Below are 17,920 nucleotides of genomic sequence, written 5' to 3'. Positions count from 1 at the left end.
AACCAACACAGTGGACGCGAGCACCTGAGGACAAGCCCTCGGCCTATTAGTACCAGTCAACTCCACCGGTCACCCGGCTTCCATATCTGGCCTATCAACCCAGTCGTCTACTGGGAGCCTTAACCCATCACGTGGGTGGGAGCCCTCATCTCGAAGCAGGCTTCCCGCTTAGATGCTTTCAGCGGTTATCCCTCCCGAACGTAGCCAACCAGCCATGCCCTTGGCAGAACAACTGGCACACCAGAGGTTCGTCCGTCCCGGTCCTCTCGTACTAGGGACAGCCCTTCTCAAGACTCCTACGCGCACAGCGGATAGGGACCGAACTGTCTCACGACGTTCTAAACCCAGCTCGCGTACCGCTTTAATGGGCGAACAGCCCAACCCTTGGGACCGACTCCAGCCCCAGGATGCGACGAGCCGACATCGAGGTGCCAAACCATCCCGTCGATATGGACTCTTGGGGAAGATCAGCCTGTTATCCCCGGGGTACCTTTTATCCGTTGAGCGACGGCGCTTCCACAAGCCACCGCCGGATCACTAGTCCCGACTTTCGTCCCTGCTCGACCCGTCGGTCTCACAGTCAAGCTCCCTTGTGCACTTACACTCAACACCTGATTGCCAACCAGGCTGAGGGAACCTTTGGGCGCCTCCGTTACCCTTTAGGAGGCAACCGCCCCAGTTAAACTACCCACCAGACACTGTCCCTGATCCGGATCACGGACCCAGGTTAGACATCCAGCACGACCAGAGTGGTATTTCAACAACGACTCCACACTAACTGGCGTCAATGCTTCACAGTCTCCCACCTATCCTACACAAGCCGAACCGAACACCAATATCAAGCTATAGTAAAGGTCCCGGGGTCTTTCCGTCCTGCTGCGCGAAACGAGCATCTTTACTCGTAATGCAATTTCACCGGGCCTATGGTTGAGACAGTCGAGAAGTCGTTACGCCATTCGTGCAGGTCGGAACTTACCCGACAAGGAATTTCGCTACCTTAGGATGGTTATAGTTACCACCGCCGTTTACTGGCGCTTAAGTTCTCAGCTTCGCGGGATCGAAACCCCACTAACCGGTCCCCTTAACGTTCCAGCACCGGGCAGGCGTCAGTCCGTATACATCGCCTTACGGCTTCGCACGGACCTGTGTTTTTAGTAAACAGTCGCTTCTCGCTGGTCTCTGCGGCCACCACCAGCTCAAGGAGAAAATCCCATCACCAGCAATGGCCCCCCTTCTCCCGAAGTTACGGGGGCATTTTGCCGAGTTCCTTAACCATAGTTCACCCGAACGCCTCGGTATTCTCTACCTGACCACCTGAGTCGGTTTAGGGTACGGGCCGCCATGAAACTCGCTAGAGGCTTTTCTCGACAGCATAGGATCATCCACTTCACCACAATCGGCTCGGCATCAGGTCTCACCCTTAAATGAGGGACGGATTTACCTACCCCTCGGGCTACACCCTTACCCCGGGACAACCACCGCCCGGGCTGGACTACCTTCCTGCGTCACCCCATCACTCACCTACTACAAGTCTGGTCCGGCGGCTCCACCACTCCCCTTCACCCGAAGGATCCAGGGCGGCTTCACGGCCTTAGCATCGCCTGATTCAGCGTTGACGCTTCAAAGCGGGTACCGGAATATCAACCGGTTGTCCATCGACTACGCCTGTCGGCCTCGCCTTAGGTCCCGACTTACCCTGGGCAGATCAGCTTGACCCAGGAACCCTTAGTCAATCGGCGCACACGTTTCTCACGTGTGTATCGCTACTCATGCCTGCATTCTCACTCGTGAACCATCCACAACTCGCTTACACGGCTGCTTCACCCGGCACACGACGCTCCCCTACCCATCACAGCCCCCGTTAGGGGTCATGCTGCAATGACACGACTTCGGCGGTACGCTTGAGCCCCGCTACATTGTCGGCGCGGAATCACTTGACCAGTGAGCTATTACGCACTCTTTCAAGGATGGCTGCTTCTAAGCCAACCTCCTGGTTGTCTCTGCGACTCCACATCCTTTCCCACTTAGCGTACGCTTAGGGGCCTTAGTCGATGCTCTGGGCTGTTTCCCTCTCGACCATGGAGCTTATCCCCCACAGTCTCACTGCCGCGCTCTCACTTACCGGCATTCGGAGTTTGGCTAAGGTCAGTAACCCGGTAGGGCCCATCGCCTATCCAGTGCTCTACCTCCGGCAAGAAACACACGACGCTGCACCTAAATGCATTTCGGGGAGAACCAGCTATCACGGAGTTTGATTGGCCTTTCACCCCTAACCACAGGTCATCCCCCAGGTTTTCAACCCTGGTGGGTTCGGTCCTCCACGAAGTCTTACCTCCGCTTCAACCTGCCCATGGCTAGATCACTCCGCTTCGGGTCTTGAGCGCGCTACTAAACCGCCCTATTCGGACTCGCTTTCGCTACGGCTTCCCCACACGGGTTAACCTCGCAACACACCGCAAACTCGCAGGCTCATTCTTCAAAAGGCACGCAGTCACGACCGTGCTCCAAAGAACACGGCGACGCTCCCACGGCTTGTAGGCACACGGTTTCAGGTACTATTTCACTCCGCTCCCGCGGTACTTTTCACCATTCCCTCACGGTACTATCCGCTATCGGTCACCAGGGAATATTTAGGCTTAGCGGGTGGTCCCGCCAGATTCACACGGGATTTCTCGGGCCCCGTGCTACTTGGGTATCGCACAAGCAAGTTGCTGACATTTCAGCTACGGGGGTCTTACCCTCTACGCCGGGCCTTTCGCATGCCCTTCGCCTACATCAACAATTTCTGACTCACCCAGCCGCCGGCAGACGACTGAAGTACGAACCCACAACCCCGCATGCGCAACCCCTGCCGGGTATCACACACATACGGTTTAGCCTCATCCAGTTTCGCTCGCCACTACTCCCGGAATCACGGTTGTTTTCTCTTCCTGCGGGTACTGAGATGTTTCACTTCCCCGCGTTCCCTCCACATACCCTATGTGTTCAGGTATGGGTGACAGCCCATGACGACTGCCGGGTTTCCCCATTCGGACACCCCCGGATCACAGCTCGGTTGACAGCTCCCCGGGGCCTATCGCGGCCTCCCACGTCCTTCATCGGTTCCTGGTGCCAAGGCATCCACCGTGCGCCCTTAAAAACTTGGCCACAGATGCTCGCGTCCACTGTGCAGTTCTCAAACAACGACCCGTACCCCGTCACCCACACTCACCGTGCAGTACACCGGGACCGGCCCGAAGGACAGACCCATGGCCCGTACCCTCAGACACCCAACAGCGTGCCCGACACCCTCAACCCTCCATCTCACGTTCCACGCCGAAGCAGTACTAGCGACCAGAGCAGGTCAAGTGTGCCGAATAGTCAACGTTCCACCCATGAGCAACCGTGCAAGACACTTGCTTGCAGTCGGCCATGTGCTCCTTAGAAAGGAGGTGATCCAGCCGCACCTTCCGGTACGGCTACCTTGTTACGACTTCGTCCCAATCGCCAGTCCCACCTTCGACGGCTCCCTCCACAAGGGTTGGGCCACCGGCTTCGGGTGTTACCGACTTTCGTGACGTGACGGGCGGTGTGTACAAGGCCCGGGAACGTATTCACCGCAGCAATGCTGATCTGCGATTACTAGCGACTCCGACTTCATGGGGTCGAGTTGCAGACCCCAATCCGAACTGAGACCGGCTTTTTGAGATTCGCTCCACCTCACGGCTTCGCAGCTCATTGTACCGGCCATTGTAGCACGTGTGCAGCCCAAGACATAAGGGGCATGATGACTTGACGTCGTCCCCACCTTCCTCCGAGTTGACCCCGGCAGTCTCCTGTGAGTCCCCATCACCCCGAAAGGCATGCTGGCAACACAGAACAAGGGTTGCGCTCGTTGCGGGACTTAACCCAACATCTCACGACACGAGCTGACGACAGCCATGCACCACCTGTACACCGACCACAAGGGGGACCCTGTCTCCAGGGTTTTCCGGTGTATGTCAAGCCTTGGTAAGGTTCTTCGCGTTGCGTCGAATTAAGCCACATGCTCCGCCGCTTGTGCGGGCCCCCGTCAATTCCTTTGAGTTTTAGCCTTGCGGCCGTACTCCCCAGGCGGGGAACTTAATGCGTTAGCTGCGGCACGGACAACGTGGAATGTCGCCCACACCTAGTTCCCAACGTTTACGGCGTGGACTACCAGGGTATCTAATCCTGTTCGCTCCCCACGCTTTCGCTCCTCAGCGTCAGTATCGGCCCAGAGATCCGCCTTCGCCACCGGTGTTCCTCCTGATATCTGCGCATTTCACCGCTACACCAGGAATTCCGATCTCCCCTACCGAACTCTAGCCTGCCCGTATCGAATGCAGACCCGGGGTTAAGCCCCGGGCTTTCACATCCGACGCGACAAGCCGCCTACGAGCTCTTTACGCCCAATAATTCCGGACAACGCTTGCGCCCTACGTATTACCGCGGCTGCTGGCACGTAGTTAGCCGGCGCTTCTTCTGCAGGTACCGTCACTTGCGCTTCTTCCCTGCTGAAAGAGGTTTACAACCCGAAGGCCGTCATCCCTCACGCGGCGTCGCTGCATCAGGCTTGCGCCCATTGTGCAATATTCCCCACTGCTGCCTCCCGTAGGAGTCTGGGCCGTGTCTCAGTCCCAGTGTGGCCGGTCGCCCTCTCAGGCCGGCTACCCGTCGTCGCCTTGGTAGGCCATCACCCCACCAACAAGCTGATAGGCCGCGGGCTCATCCTGCACCGCCGGAGCTTTCCACCACCAGACCATGCGGTCGGTAGTCATATCCGGTATTAGACCCCGTTTCCAGGGCTTGTCCCAGAGTGCAGGGCAGATTGCCCACGTGTTACTCACCCGTTCGCCACTAATCCCCGGCCGAAACCGGTTCATCGTTCGACTTGCATGTGTTAAGCACGCCGCCAGCGTTCGTCCTGAGCCAGGATCAAACTCTCCGTGAATGCTTCCGGGCTATCCCGGCAACACATCACGAGAGCGGAACGGAACCGGAGGAATAACCCGGACCGTCCACAGCGTCCTCGCTGTTGTGTTTCTTCAAAGGAACCTCGTCCAAGAAGGACGGGGTATCAACATATCTGGCGTTGACTTTTGGCACGCTGTTGAGTTCTCAAGGAACGGACGCTTCCTTCGAAACCGTTTCACCGGCTTCTCCGGGCGCTTCCCTTCGGTGTTTCACACGCTATCAGACTATTTCCGGCTCTCCGTACCCGTGTCTCTCGCAAGGCATGCGAAAGCGGATCCGAGATTTGGATCAAGTAACTGATGGCGCCGCCCTGAACCTGGATGTGCACGCGGATGTTCGCGGTGCTTCATCCGGTGGGCAGGGATACGACAGTACAGCGCCCCGCGCGGCCGTGGCAAATCGATTCGCGGCCCGGGCACCCCCTCCTGCCTGCGCCACGTGTGCGGAATCCGTAGTTCCTATGACTTACTCTTCTGGGCAGTGCGCTGTCCGGGACAGGTGGTGACGGCGCGTGATGAATCTTCACCCCCCGGGAGGCTCCCATGACCAGCGTGACCTCACCGGTCGCCGGCCGCGTGATCGGACTCGAAGCGGTACCCGATCCGGTGTTCTCCGGCGCCATGGTCGGTCCGGGCACGGCGATCGATCCGGTGCTCGAGCCCTTCGTGGCCGTGGCTCCGGTCGACGGCATCGTCGTCTCCCTGCACCCTCACGCGTTCGTCGTCGTGGACGGGGAGGGGCACGGTGTGCTCACCCACCTCGGCATCGACACGGTGCAGCTGAACGGTGAGGGATTCGAGGTCCTCATCAACAAGGGGGACACCGTCAAGCGCGGTGACGCGATCGTGCGCTGGGACCCGGCCACCGCCGTGGCCGCGGGCAAGTCGCCGATCTGCCCGATCGTGGCGCTCGAGGCCACGGCCGATGCCCTGTCCGACGTCAAGGAGGACGTCGATGTGAAGGCGGGCGACGCACTCTTCGACTGGTGAGCCGGGCGTGCGCCCGGCGGCCGATGGGGACCGGGCCGGGCGGCGCACTGCTGGTACGACATCCACCATGGCGGGGTTCCGCCGCATCGACCGGGGACGGGTGACATGGAGACAACGCTGCGAGGCGTCGGCGTGAGCCACGGGGTGGCCATCGGCGAGGTGCGCCATATGGGAACGGCGGTCCTGGAGCCGCCGGCGAAGCAGATTCCGGCCGATGAGGCGCCGCGCGAGCAGGGGCGGGCGCGCCAGGCGGTGGAGGCCGTGGCAGCCGATCTGGTCGCGCGCGGCAATCTGGCGGGCGGCGAGGCCCAGGCCGTGCTCGAGGCGCAGGCCATGATGGCGCAGGACCCGGAGCTGATCGCCGATGTCGAGCGGCGCATCGCCGTGGGCAGCACCGCCGAGCGCGCGGTGTACGACGCCTTCGCCGCCTACCGGGCGCTGCTGGCGGGGGCCGGTGACTATCTGGCAGGCCGGGTGGCCGACCTCGACGATGTGCGGAACCGGATCGTGGCGCGGCTGCTGGGTGTGCCGATGCCGGGTGTGCCGGACAGCGATGAACCGTATGTGCTGATCGCGCGGGACCTCGCCCCCGCCGACACCGCGCTGCTCGACCCGACGCTGGTGCTGGGGTTCGTGACCGAGGAGGGCGGGCCGACGAGCCACAGCGCGATCCTCGCCCGTGCCCTGGGGGTGCCGGCCGTGGTCGCGCTGCCCGGTGCCGGGGATCTGGTCGAGGGAACCCTGATCGCCGTCGACGGCAGCACCGGTGAGATCTTCGTGTCCCCGAGCGAGGCGAAGCGGGACGAGCTGACGCGGGCCGCCGAGGAGCGCCGGGCCGCGCTGGCCGCCTCCTCCGGTCCGGGCGCGACGTCGGACGGGCACAAGGTGCCGCTGCTGGCGAACGTCGGCGGACCGGCCGATGTACCGGCGGCGGTCGAGGCGGGCGCCGAGGGTGTGGGGCTGTTCCGCACCGAGTTCCTCTTCCTCGACGACAGCACTCAGGCGCCGTCGGAGGAGAAGCAGGTCGCGGCGTACCGGCAGGTGCTGGAGGCGTTCCCCGAGGGCCGGGTGGTGGTGCGGGTCCTGGACGCGGGCGCGGACAAGCCACTGGACTTCCTCACCCCGGCCGATGAGCCCAACCCGGCGCTGGGCGTACGCGGTCTGCGTACCCTGCTGGACCACCCCGAGGTGCTGCGGACGCAGCTCACGGCCCTGGCCAAGGCATCGGAGGGGCTGCCGGTCTATCTCGAGGTGATGGCCCCGATGGTGGCCGACCGGCTGGATGCCAAGGCGTTCGCCGACGCGTGCCGTGAGGCGGGGCTGCGGGCCAAGTTCGGCGCGATGGTGGAGATTCCGTCCGCCGCGCTGCGGGCGCGCTCGATCCTCCAGGAGGTCGAGTTCCTGTCGCTGGGCACCAACGACCTGGCGCAGTACACCTTCGCGGCCGACCGTCAGGTCGGTGCGGTGTCACGGCTCCAGGACCCGTGGCAGCCCGCGCTGCTCGACCTGGTGGCGGCGTCGGCGGAGGCCGCGCAGGCCGAGGGCAAGAGCTGTGGTGTCTGCGGTGAGGCCGCCTCCGATCCCCTGCTGGCGTGTGTGCTGGCCGGTCTGGGTGTCACCAGCCTCTCCATGGGCGCGGCCTCCATTCCGTATGTGCGCGCGACGCTGGCCAAGCACACGCTGGCGCAGTGCGAGCGGGCCGCCTCCGCGGCGCGCGCGGCGGACACCGCGGAGGATGCCCGCCGGGCGGCACAGGCGGTGCTGTCCGGCGAATGAGCCGGTGAACCGCGCTATGTGAGCCGTGGGCTTTGAGCCGTGAAATATGAGCTTTGGGCTTTGATCTGGAGTGAAGGCGTCCCGCCGGGTGGCGGGACGCCTTCGGTCATTCCGGGCGGCTGAGCGGGATGCCCGCCCGGTATTCGACGCCGTGCTCCGGAGGGATGGGTTCACCGGTCTCGGCGTCGGTGCAGTACGCCGTGAACACCTCCGCTTCGCTCAGCGGGCGCAGCCAGCCGTCCTGCAGCGCCCAGCCGCGGACCGTCTCCGGGGAGTCCGCCACGATGGTGCGCAGCACCAGGCCGCCGGGGCTGCGCAGGGCGAAACCACAGGCCAGGACGGTACGGAAGACCAGCCCCGAGGGCTCGGCCAGCTTCGGCGGGCCCGCTTCCCGCGCGTCGGCGTGGAGCACGGCGACCAGCGAGGTGCCGTCCGCCGGGACGCTGCAGACCAGATGGTGGATGCCTGGCCCGGCCGCCTCGACGGCCGCGCGCAGCGCGGCCCCGGCGCGGTCGAACGCGGCGCGGGCGGTGGTGTCGTCGCGGCACTCCCCCCGGTGGCCCGCGCGGGAGAGCAGCGCCGTGGCGTACTCCCAGGTGGCCTGCTCCTCGGCCACGCCGATGAGCCGTGGCACCAGGCGGGCGATCGGCTGGCCCTCGTAGGTGACGGTGCCGCCGGCGGCGGCCAGCTCCGCCGTATAGCGCGTGCGGCTGGCGGCGGTGTCGGGGTCGAGCCTGGTGTCCGCGCAGAACTCCTCGTAGGCGACGGGGTCGAAGAGGGCGACGGTGGTGTGGACGCCCTTGGCGGCGAGCGCCTTCAGCAGCCCCTCCATCTCCCTCAGATACGCTCCGTGGTCGTCGAAGGCGAACGACGCGTAGTGCCGCATGGCGGCGAAGTCCCGCTCGTCGGCGAGCAGGGCCACGGTGCTGGGCACCTCTCTGCGGAGGGCGCGCCGGGTGGTCTGCCTCCTCGTACGCTGCCGCGTCGTCGGCTTCTGTGTCTTCGGCTTCTGTGTCGTCGGCTTCCTGTGCCCGCCCGGGCGGTTCCGGTGGCTCCTGCGTCCGGTGTGCGCCATGACTCCCCCTCAGCGCGGATGTTCAGTGCTCACTCACCGTAACCGGGGCCACTGACAACGCTCCGTCACCGCGAGGGGCCCGCGCCGCGCCGGACGGCCTGGGCCGGGCCGTGCACACCGAGGGAGGCGCCTTGTGCGGCGGGCGGGGCGAGGACGACGGACAATTCCCAGGAGATCGTGACGTGCGGCATCTCCGCCACGGTGCGCCGGAGGGTGTGGCTCCACCCGGGGCGCCTCAAACGCCGGAGGGGCTGAGCACTCAAGCCCCCGCCCCGCCCTTCTCCTGGGCCAAGCGTTCGTAGTACCGCAGCAGTTCCACGTCGTCCACCGAGCCCGGGTTCACCGCCTTGTCCAGGGAGGTGCCCTGGAGGAGGCGCTTGACCGGGACCTCGATGCGTTTGCCGGTGAGGGTGTGGGGGACGCCGGGGACCTGGATGATCTCGTCGGGGACGTGGCGGGGGGAGAGCTGGGTGCGGATGGTGGTCTTGATGCGGGTCAGGAGTTCTTCGTTCAGGGTGGCGCCGGGGGCCAGGTGGACGAAGAGGGGCATCCAGTAGCCGCCGTCGGGCTGTTCGACGCCGATGACGAGGGATTCGCGGATCTCCGGGAGGCGTTCGACCGCCTCGTAGATGTCGGCGGAGCCCATTCGGACGCCCTGGCGGTTGAGGGTGGAGTCGGAGCGGCCGTGGATGATCACGGTGCCGCGGGAGGTCAGGGTGATCCAGTCGCCGTGGCGCCAGGCGCCGGGGAACATCTCGAAGTAGCTGTCGCGGTAGCGGCTGCCGTCGGGGTCGTTCCAGAAGCGGACCGGCATCGACGGCATGGGGCGGGCCACGATCAGCTCGCCGACCTCCTCGACCACCGGTTCGCCCTGTGGGTCCCACGCCTGGAGGTCGGTGCCGAGGCCGGGGGCCTGGAGCTCGCCGATGTAGACGGGGAGGGTGGGCACGGCGCCCGCGAAGCAGCTGCACACATCGGTGCCGCCGCTGACGGAGGCGATCCACATGTCCTCGGCCACCTCGTCGTGGATCCACCGGAAGCCGTCGGGCGGCAGCGGGGAGCCGGTGGTGGCGACGCATTTCACGGCGGAGAGGTCGAAGTCGCGGCCCGGGTGGACGTCGGCCTTGCGACAGGCCATGACGTACGCGGCGGAGGTGCCGTAGAGCGTGGTTCCGGTGCGCTCGGCGACGCGCCACTGGGCGGCGGTGTCCGGGTGGCCGGGACTGCCGTCGTAGAGGACGACGGTGGCGCCGACCAGCAGCCCGGACACCAGGAAGTTCCACATCATCCAGCCGGTGGAGGTGTACCAGAAGAAGCGGTCGTCGGGGCCGAGGTCGCAGTGGAGGCCGAGCTGCTTGAGGTGTTCGAGCAGGATGCCGCCCTGGGACTGGACGATCGCCTTGGGCAGGCCGGTGGTGCCGGAGGAGTAGAGCACCCACAGGGGGTGGTCGAAGGGGAGCTGTTCGAAGACCGGCTCCGCCGGTTCGCGGACGATGTCGTCCCACACCAGCGTCCCCTCGGGAGCGGGCGTGCCCAGCAGCGGGATGTGCACGACGGCGCGCAGGCTGGGCAGCTCGGCGCGCAGCTCGGTCACGGTGGCGGTGCGGTCATGGGTCTTTCCGCCGTAGCGGTAGCCGTCGACGGTGAAGAGCACCACCGGCTCGACCTGCTGGAAGCGGTCCAGGACGCTCCGGGCGCCGAAGTCGGGGGCGCAGGAGGTCCATACGGCGCCGACGGCGGCGGCGGCCAGGAGGGCCACGGTGGCCTGGGGGATGTTCGGGACGTAGCCGCTGACCCGGTCGCCCGGGCGGACACCGAGGCGGCGCAGCTCGGCGGCGACCGCGCCGACCTGGCCGCGCAGTTCGGCCCAGCTGACCGGGCGCGGGTCGTGGACCTCGTCGACGTGGAGCAGCGCGGGGTCGTCGGCGCGGGCGGGGTCCTCGGCGGCGCGCAGGGCGTGCTCGGCGTAGTTGAGGGTGGCGCCGGGGAACCAGCGGGCGCCGGGCATGGCGGCGTCGGCGAGCACCCGCTCGTACGGGGTGGCGAAGCGCACCTCGAACCATTCGGAGACCGCCCGCCAGAAGGTCTCCAGCTCGGCCACCGACCAGCGGTGCAGCGCGGCGTAGCTCGCGGCCGGGTCGTCCGGGCTGGGCGCGGGCGCGCCGTGACGCTCGGCCGCCCAGGTGTGGAAGGCGGTCAGCCGGGACCGGGCGATCCGGTCCGCGCCGGGCTGCCACAGGGGGTGCGGCCGGTGGTCGGAGTGGGCTGCGGTGGTCATGGGTGTCGGCTCCCGGGCTGTCCGCGTCGGATGTGGTCCACGGGTGGCACATCCGCCTCGTATGCGTCCGCTCAGGACGATGCCATGTGATCGACTCCCGCACCAGGGGCGCCACTCCACATCACAGGCCGGGATCATGTGCGAGGACCACAGGTGAACGGCAGTTGAATCATGTCCCTGGCGGCCGTCGGCGATGGCAGGCTGATCAGTATGGATGCGCGTGACCTGGTGCGGTCGGAGAAGCTGGTGCGGTCGGTGAGGGTGCTCTGCACCGCGCAGGGACTGCGGTCACTGCGCTCGGCGTGGCGGCGTCGGCGTTCCGACGCGGCCGGGCTGCCCCGCCGGGGCACCGAGCTGGCCCGGGTGCCGGGTGAGGTGCAGGGGGCCGAGCCGGAGCCGGGGGGCGGGGTGGTGCGGTTCGCGCGGTCCTCGCTGCGGGTGCGGGTGACCACCGGCGGCGCGGTGTTCTGCGGCTGGGACGGAGCCGAGCCGGAGCCGTCGTACGCGCTGGACGGGCCCTGCCCGGAGGCGGACGAGCGGGCGGAGCTGGAACCGGACACCGATGGCGGCTGGCGGGTGGTGTCCGAGCGGGTCACGGTGATGGTCGGGCGGACCGGCACGGTGGAGGTGCGCACCCCGGGCGGGGTGGTGCTGCGGCGGGATCTGCCGCCGCGGTGGTGGGAGCCGGCCGGGACGCGGGGGCCCGCGGAGCCGGGGGCGGGGTCAGGGCCCGGGTCGGGGCCCGCGGAGCCGGGGTTGAGGGTGGGGTTCCCGGAGCCGGGGCTCGGGGCGGGGCCCGCGGAGCCGGGGCTGAGGCCGGGGTCCGCGGAGCCGGGTGCGGAGCCAAGGCTCGCGGAACCGGAGGCGGGGCCCGCAGCGCCGGGGCTGGGGGCGGGGCTCACGGAGCCAGGGCTCGGGCCGGGGCTGGGCGGGGAGGGTGCGCGCTGGCTCCAGCGGTCCGAAGTGGCCGCGGACGCACGCTTCTTCGGGCTCGGCGGACGGGCCTCGGGGCCCCGGCTGCGGGACGGGGTGTACCGGCTGTGGAACACCGATCCGGGCGGCAGCTTCGAGCCGGGGGACGATCCGCTGTATCTGACCATGCCGGTGCAGCTGGTGGTGGCCGACGCGGGCACCCATCTGGTGTTCCACGACAACTCCTGGGACGGCACGATCACCCTGCGGGAGGGCGAGGAGGGCGCGGGGTCCGGCCACGACCGGCCCGGCGGCTGCCGGACGCGGATGGAGGGCGGCCCGCTGCGCTACTGGGTGATCGTGGGCACCACCCCGGCGCGGGTGCTGCACGGCTGGACGGCGCTGACGGGCGCCCCGGCGGTGCCGCCGCGGTGGGCGCTCGGCCATCACCACGCGCGCTGGGGGTTCCGCGACGCGGAGGAGGTCCGGCGGGTGGTGGCGGGCTACCGGGAGCGGGATCTGCCGCTGTCCGCGCTGCATCTGGACATCGACCACTTCGTCGGCCACCGGGTGTTCACGGTGGACGGCGCGCGCTTCCCCGATCTGCCGGGACTCGCCGCCGAGTTGCTCGAGGACGGGGTGCGGCTGGTGTCGATCGTCGACCCCGCGGTGAAGGCGGAGCCGGGCAACGCGGTGTACGAGAGCGGGGTGGCGGACGACGTCTTCGTCCGCGACGCCCGGGGGCGTGAGGTGCGCGGAGTGGTGTGGGCGGGCGAGTCGGTGTTCCCCGACTTCACCGATCCGCGGGTGCGCAAGTGGTGGGGCGGGCTGTACGCGGAGCGGCTGGCGCAGGGCTTCTCCGGGGTGTGGCACGACATGAACGAGCCGGTGTCGTTCGCCGCCTTCGGGGAGACCACGCTGCCTCGCTCGGCCCGGCACGCCCTGGAGGGCCGGGGCGGCGACCACCGCGAGGCGCACAACGTCTACGGGCTGGCGATGGCGCGGGCGGGCTACGAGGGGCTGTGCGAACTGCGCCCCGACGAGCGGCCGTTTCTCTTCTCGCGCTCGGGGTGGGCGGGGCTCCAGCGGTACGGGGGCAGTTGGTCCGGCGATGTGGCGACGGGCTGGGCGGGGCTGCGGGCCTCGCTGTCGCTGGTGATCGGGCTGGGCCTGTCCGGGGTGCCGTATTCGGGGCCCGACATCGGCGGCTTCACCGGTTTTCCGTCGCCGGAGCTGTATCTGCGCTGGTTCCAGCTGGGCGCGTACCTGCCGCTGTTCCGCACCCATTCGGCGATCTCGGCGGGGCGGCGGGAACCGTGGGAGTTCGGGCCGCGGGTGCTGGAGCACGCGGCGGCGGCGCTGCGGACGCGGCAGCGGCTGCTGCCGTACTTCACCACGCTGGCGCAGCTCGCCGCGCGCACCGGCGCCCCGTATGTGCGCCCCGTGTGGTGGCGGACGCCCAAGGACCGGGCGCTGCGCGACTGCGAGGACGCCTTTCTGCTGGGGGACGCGCTGCTGGTGGCGCCGGTGCTGGAGGAGGGCGCCCGCCGCCGCCCGGTCCGGCTGCCGCGCGGCCGCTGGTACGACACGGTGACCGGCCGGGCCTACCACGGCCCCGGCCAAGTGGTGCTGGACGCTCCCCTGTCGGGCATCCCGGTCCTGGCCCGGGCCGGTTCGGTGGTGCCGGTGGCGGCGCCGGACGGCGGGGTGGAGCTGGAGGTGTGGACCCCGTGCCAGGGCCGCAAGGGCGCGGGCGCGGGCACGCTGGCCGTGGACACGGGCGACGGCTGGGAGAAGCCGGAGCTTCTGCGCTTCACCACCCGGCTGCGGGACGGCGAGGTGACGATCGAGCGCGAGGGCGGCGGCGAGGTGGGCTACCCGGTACGCGTACGAGGGGAGGCCCCGCCCGCCGAAGACCGCCGCGGCCCCCGGGCGAGCTGACCGCGACGCGCGGCCACCCGGTGCGCCCCGGACGGCGCGCCGGGCGGACCACCGCCCTTGTCCGCTCGGACCGCCGCTCTTGTGGGCTCCCCCGGGCCCACGGGGTGAGATCCACGGGCGAAGGGCAGCCCCCCCCACGTCGGCCTCGCCCGGACCACGCGCGCCTCGCTGGACGGCAAGCGGGCCCGACATCAGGTCCCGCCGCCGGAGGCGGCCGCGGGGTTGTTTCCTCGCCTGGGGGTGGGATAAGTGATGGGCATGCCAAGACTCACCGTCGCGCTGCGTGCGCTCGTTCTGCCCGTTGCCGCTCTGCTGGCCGTCGCGCCGTACACCCCGGCGCAGGCGAAGGCGGAGCCCAAGGCTCCGAAGGAGTTCGTGGCGCTCCGGGATGTCGATCCGACGATTCGGCAGGAGATCCGCTACTTCACGCCGCACAACTTCACCGGCGATCCGGTGGACGGCTATCGCCGCCCGATGTGCATCCTGACCCGCCCGGCCGCCGAGGCGCTGCACCGGGCGCAGCGTCAACTTCTGCGGCAGGGCTACACCTTGAAGGTGTACGACTGCTATCGGCCGCAGCGCGCGGTGAACGACTTCGTGGAGTGGGCCAAGGATCTGGGCGATCAGCGGATGAAGGGCGAGTTCTATCCGGAGGTCGACAAGACGCGGCTGTTCGAGGACGGCTATATCGCGGAGAAGTCGGGGCACAGCCGGGGCAGCACCGTGGATCTGACGATCGCGCGGCTGCCCGCGCTGCCCACACGTCCGTATGTGCCGGGCGAGAAGCTGGTGCCGTGCTACGCGGCCAAGAAGGACCGCTTCCCGGACAACTCCGTGGACATGGGCACCGGGTACGACTGCTTCGACACGCGCTCGCATACGCTCGATCCGCGGATCAAGGGTGTGCAGCGGGCCAACCGGCTGCTGCTCAAGGGCACGTTGGAGAAGCTCGGGTTCGTCAATCTGGCCGAGGAGTGGTGGCACTACACCTTCAAGCCGGAGCTGTTCCCGGACACCTACTTCGACTTTCCCGTCGCGCGCCGCTCGCTGACCGGCTGAGCGCGTCTCACAGCCGTCCCCCCGCCGTGTCGGAGGACAGCCGCTGGGCGATGTACACGGGCACCACGGACACCAGGATGAGCAGCGCGGCGACGACGTTGACGACGGGGGCCTGGTGGGGGCGGGCCAGGTTCTCGTAGATCCAGATGGGCAGGGTGCGGGTGCCGGGCCCGGCGGTGAAGGTCGTGACGACGATCTCGTCGAAGGAGAGCGCGAAGGCCAGCAGCCCGCCCGCGAAGAGGGCCGAGCGCATGGCGGGGAAGGTGACGTACCGGAAGGTCTGCCAGGAGCGCGCCCCGAGGTCGGCGGACGCCTCGGCCAGGGAGGGCGCGATGCGGCGCAGCCGGGCGCCGATGTTGTTGAAGACGATGACGACGCAGAACGTGGCGTGCCCGACGACCACCGTGAACAGCCCGAAGCCGATGCCGATCGGGTCGAGGACGGTGCGGAAGGCGGCGTTGAGGGCGATGCCGCTGACGATGCCGGGCAGCGCGATCGGCAGGACGAGCAGGAAGGACACGGTCCGCCGCCCGAAGAAGCGGTGGCGGTGGACGGCGTAGGCGGCGAGGGTGCCCAAGCCCAGGGCGATCGCGGTGGCGGCGAGCCCGGCCTTGAGCGAGGTGAGCAGGGCCTCGCGGGCGCCGTCGCTGTGCAGGGCGGCCCGCCACCAGCGGGCGGTGAGGCCGCTGGGCGGCCAGCCGAAGGAGCGGTCGGCGTTGAAGGAGTTGAGCAGCACCAGCAGCAGCGGGACGCAAGAGATGGCGAGGCCGGCCGCGGTGACACAGCCGAGGACCACTCGGGCGGTGCGCGAGAGGCGCATGGGCCCACCTCCTGGGGCGTCTGGAGTGGCTAGAGCGAGTCGAGGGCGCCCGCACGGCGTACGGCGGCCAGGTAGCAGACGATGAGGACCACGGGTACGGCGGAGAGCGCGGCCGCCATCGGCAGGTCCAGGGTGACCTGTGAGGCGATGACATTGCCCAGTAGCTGGGTCTTGCCGCCGACGATCTGCACGGTGAGGTAGTCGCCCAGGCTGAGCGAGAAGGTGAAGACGGATCCGGCGAGCACGGCGGGGCGTACGGCGGGCAGGACGACGGAGCGCAGGGTGCGCCAGGCGCCGGCGCCGAGGTCGGCCGAGGCTTCCAGCATCCGCTCGGGGAGCCGTTCGAGGGCCGCGTACACCGGCAGGATCATGTACGGCAGCCAGAGGTAGGCGAGCACGATGACGACGGCGGTGGTGCCGTAGCCGGGCCCGTGCAGCCCGAACGGGGCGAGGGCGGCGCCCACGACGCCGTCCTCGCCGAGCATGACCCGCCAGGCGTACGCCTTGACCAGATAGCCGGCCCACAGCGGGGTGAGCACGGCGACCAGCAGCGGCCGCCGCCACCGCCGCCCCGCGACCCGCGCCATGCAGAACGCCATGGGCAGGGCGAGGAGCGCGTCGATGACGGTGACGGCGATCGCGATGGACAGGGTGCGCAGGGCGATGGTGCGGTAGACGGGGGTGGTCAGCAGCTCGTGGAAGTTGTCGGTGTTCCAGGTGTGGACGACGTCGGAGGTGAAGGAGTCGGTGGCCCAGAAGGCCGACAGCAGCAGGATGGCGAGCGAGCCCAGATAGGCCAGGGTCAGCCAGAGCAGGGGCGGGGCGAGGAGCGCGGTCAGGCGCAGCCGCGAGCCTGAGGTGGGCGCGGCGGGCATCTCAGCCCTTGACCTCCGTCCAGGCCCGGGTCCACTGGGCGTAGTCGGTGCAGGTGGCGTCCTTACGGCCGTCGAGGCACTCCTTGATGGGGGTGGTCCAGAAGTGGACGCGCTGGAAGTACTTCTCGTCGTCCGCGTGGAAGATCGCGCAGTGGTGGGGGTCGGCGGTCTCGGTGCACGCCTTACGGTTGGACGGAGCCTCGCCGAAGTACTCGGCGACCTGGGCGTTGACCTTGGGCGAGACGATCCAGTCGAGCCACTTGTAGGCGCAGTTGGGGTGTGCGGCCTTGGCTGACACCATCCAGGTGTCGGACCAGCCGGTGGCGCCCTCCTTGGGGAGCACCGCCTTGACCGGGGCCTTCTCGGCCTTGGTGAGGTTGGCGATGACCTGCCAGGTGGTGCCGATGACGCTGTCACCGCCCTTGAAGGCGGTGATCTCCTTCTGGTAGTCGCTCCAGTACTCCCCCACCGCCTTGTGCTGCTTCTTCAGCAGGGCGACGGCGGCGTCGAGCTGCTTCTGGTCCAGCGCGTAGGGGTTCTCGATGCCGAGCGAGGGCTTGGCACGCATCAGGTAGAGCGCGGCGTCGGCGATGTAGATGGGCGAGTCGTAGGCGGTGACGTGCCCCGCGTACCGCGCGGAGTCGTCGAAGACGGCGCGCCAGGAGTCGGGCGCGGGCTTCACCTTGTCGGTGCGGTACATCAGGAGGTTGGCGCCCCGGCCGTGCGGAATGCCGTACATCCGGCCGTCCTTGGAGTTGAACGGCTGCTGTTTGAGGGCCGGGAAGATGTCCTTGTAGTGGGGGACCAGCTTGGTGTTGACGGGGGCCGCGTCGCCGGAGGCGATGAGGCGCAGGGTGGCGTCGCCGGAGGCGGAGACCGTGTCGTACTGCCCGGTCTTCATCAGCGAGACCATCTCGTCGGAGGTGCCGGCCGTCTTGGTGTTCACCTGGCAGCCGGTCTTCTTCTCGAACGGGTGAACCCAGTCCACCTTGGGGTCGTTGGAGCCGTCCTCGGCGTAGCCGGCCCAGGCGATGATGTTGACCTTGCCCTCGCCCTTGCCGAGCTTGTCGGGTGCGTGGCCGCCCTTGTCGTCGTCACCGCCCGAGCCGCACCCGGCCGCGGTCAGCAGCAGCGCGCAGACGGCGGCCGCGGACCTCCACGCAGATGTCGTGCGTTTCCGCATCCGGTCCTCCTCGTCCCACTAGGCACTTGAGGCCCGGC

Annotated in this window: 10 protein-coding genes and 2 rRNA genes; 4 read left to right on the top strand and 8 right to left on the bottom strand. The window is 68.1% G+C overall.

Going from position 1 to position 17,920, the window contains the following annotated elements:
- Positions 1–26: 26 nt before the first annotated feature.
- Both ACZ6TD_RS40595 and ACZ6TD_RS40590 read right to left on the bottom strand, forming a co-directional pair.
- A 23S ribosomal RNA gene (locus ACZ6TD_RS40595) occupies positions 27–3,147 on the bottom strand.
- Between the two features lie 277 nt (positions 3,148–3,424).
- A 16S ribosomal RNA gene (locus ACZ6TD_RS40590) occupies positions 3,425–4,951 on the bottom strand.
- The 16S and 23S rRNA genes sit together here, the layout of an rRNA operon.
- Positions 4,952–5,516: 565 nt before the next feature.
- Here ACZ6TD_RS40590 and ACZ6TD_RS40585 point away from each other — a divergent pair.
- Positions 5,517–5,963, top strand: coding sequence for a PTS sugar transporter subunit IIA (locus ACZ6TD_RS40585; protein WP_471346213.1), 447 nt, complete (start codon positions 5,517–5,519; stop codon positions 5,961–5,963).
- Between the two features lie 105 nt (positions 5,964–6,068).
- Positions 6,069–7,739: a phosphoenolpyruvate--protein phosphotransferase gene (gene ptsP, locus ACZ6TD_RS40580; protein ID WP_471346211.1), complete on the top strand. Its 1,671-nt coding sequence runs from the start codon at positions 6,069–6,071 to the stop codon at positions 7,737–7,739.
- Positions 7,740–7,845: 106 nt separating this feature from the next.
- Here ptsP and ACZ6TD_RS40575 read toward each other — a convergent pair whose 3' ends face one another.
- The 3 genes from ACZ6TD_RS40575 to ACZ6TD_RS40565 all read right to left on the bottom strand — a co-directional run bounded on the left by ACZ6TD_RS40575 (position 7,846) and on the right by ACZ6TD_RS40565 (position 11,092).
- Positions 7,846–8,814 (bottom strand): hypothetical protein, encoded by a 969-nt coding sequence (locus ACZ6TD_RS40575; RefSeq protein ID WP_471346209.1) that lies wholly within the window; start codon positions 8,812–8,814, stop codon positions 7,846–7,848.
- Positions 8,815–8,879: 65 nt separating this feature from the next.
- Entirely contained in the window at positions 8,880–9,005 is a 126-nt protein-coding gene (locus ACZ6TD_RS40570) for a hypothetical protein (protein WP_471346207.1), read from the bottom strand.
- 68 nt (positions 9,006–9,073) lie between these two features.
- Entirely contained in the window at positions 9,074–11,092 is a 2,019-nt protein-coding gene (locus ACZ6TD_RS40565) for an acetoacetate--CoA ligase (protein ID WP_471346205.1), read from the bottom strand.
- Positions 11,093–11,302: 210 nt separating this feature from the next.
- Here ACZ6TD_RS40565 and ACZ6TD_RS40560 point away from each other — a divergent pair, with 210 nt between their 5' ends.
- Positions 11,303–13,945: a glycoside hydrolase family 31 protein gene (locus tag ACZ6TD_RS40560; protein WP_471346203.1), complete on the top strand. Its 2,643-nt coding sequence runs from the start codon at positions 11,303–11,305 to the stop codon at positions 13,943–13,945.
- Positions 13,946–14,203: 258 nt separating this feature from the next.
- On the top strand, positions 14,204–15,004 hold the full coding sequence (locus ACZ6TD_RS40555) for a M15 family metallopeptidase (protein ID WP_471346201.1): 801 nt from the start codon (positions 14,204–14,206) through the stop codon (positions 15,002–15,004).
- Positions 15,005–15,011: 7 nt separating this feature from the next.
- On the opposite strand, the gene ACZ6TD_RS40550 is transcribed toward ACZ6TD_RS40555, so the two are convergent.
- The 3 genes from ACZ6TD_RS40550 to ACZ6TD_RS40540 are packed head-to-tail and all read right to left on the bottom strand — an operon-like array spanning position 15,012 to position 17,882.
- A complete protein-coding gene (locus ACZ6TD_RS40550; RefSeq protein WP_471346199.1) occupies positions 15,012–15,824 on the bottom strand; it encodes an ABC transporter permease in 813 nt (270 codons plus the stop codon).
- 29 nt (positions 15,825–15,853) lie between these two features.
- Entirely contained in the window at positions 15,854–16,699 is an 846-nt protein-coding gene (locus tag ACZ6TD_RS40545; protein ID WP_471346197.1) for an ABC transporter permease, read from the bottom strand.
- Position 16,700: 1 nt separating this feature from the next.
- On the bottom strand, positions 16,701–17,882 hold the full coding sequence (locus ACZ6TD_RS40540; protein ID WP_471346195.1) for an ABC transporter substrate-binding protein: 1,182 nt from the start codon (positions 17,880–17,882) through the stop codon (positions 16,701–16,703).
- Between the last annotated feature and the right edge of the window lie 38 nt (positions 17,883–17,920).

It is taken from the genome of Streptomyces yongxingensis (assembly GCF_055597465.1).
The sequence above is the reverse complement of the archived record's forward strand: the minus strand, read 5'-3'. Positions and strand labels throughout refer to the sequence as shown.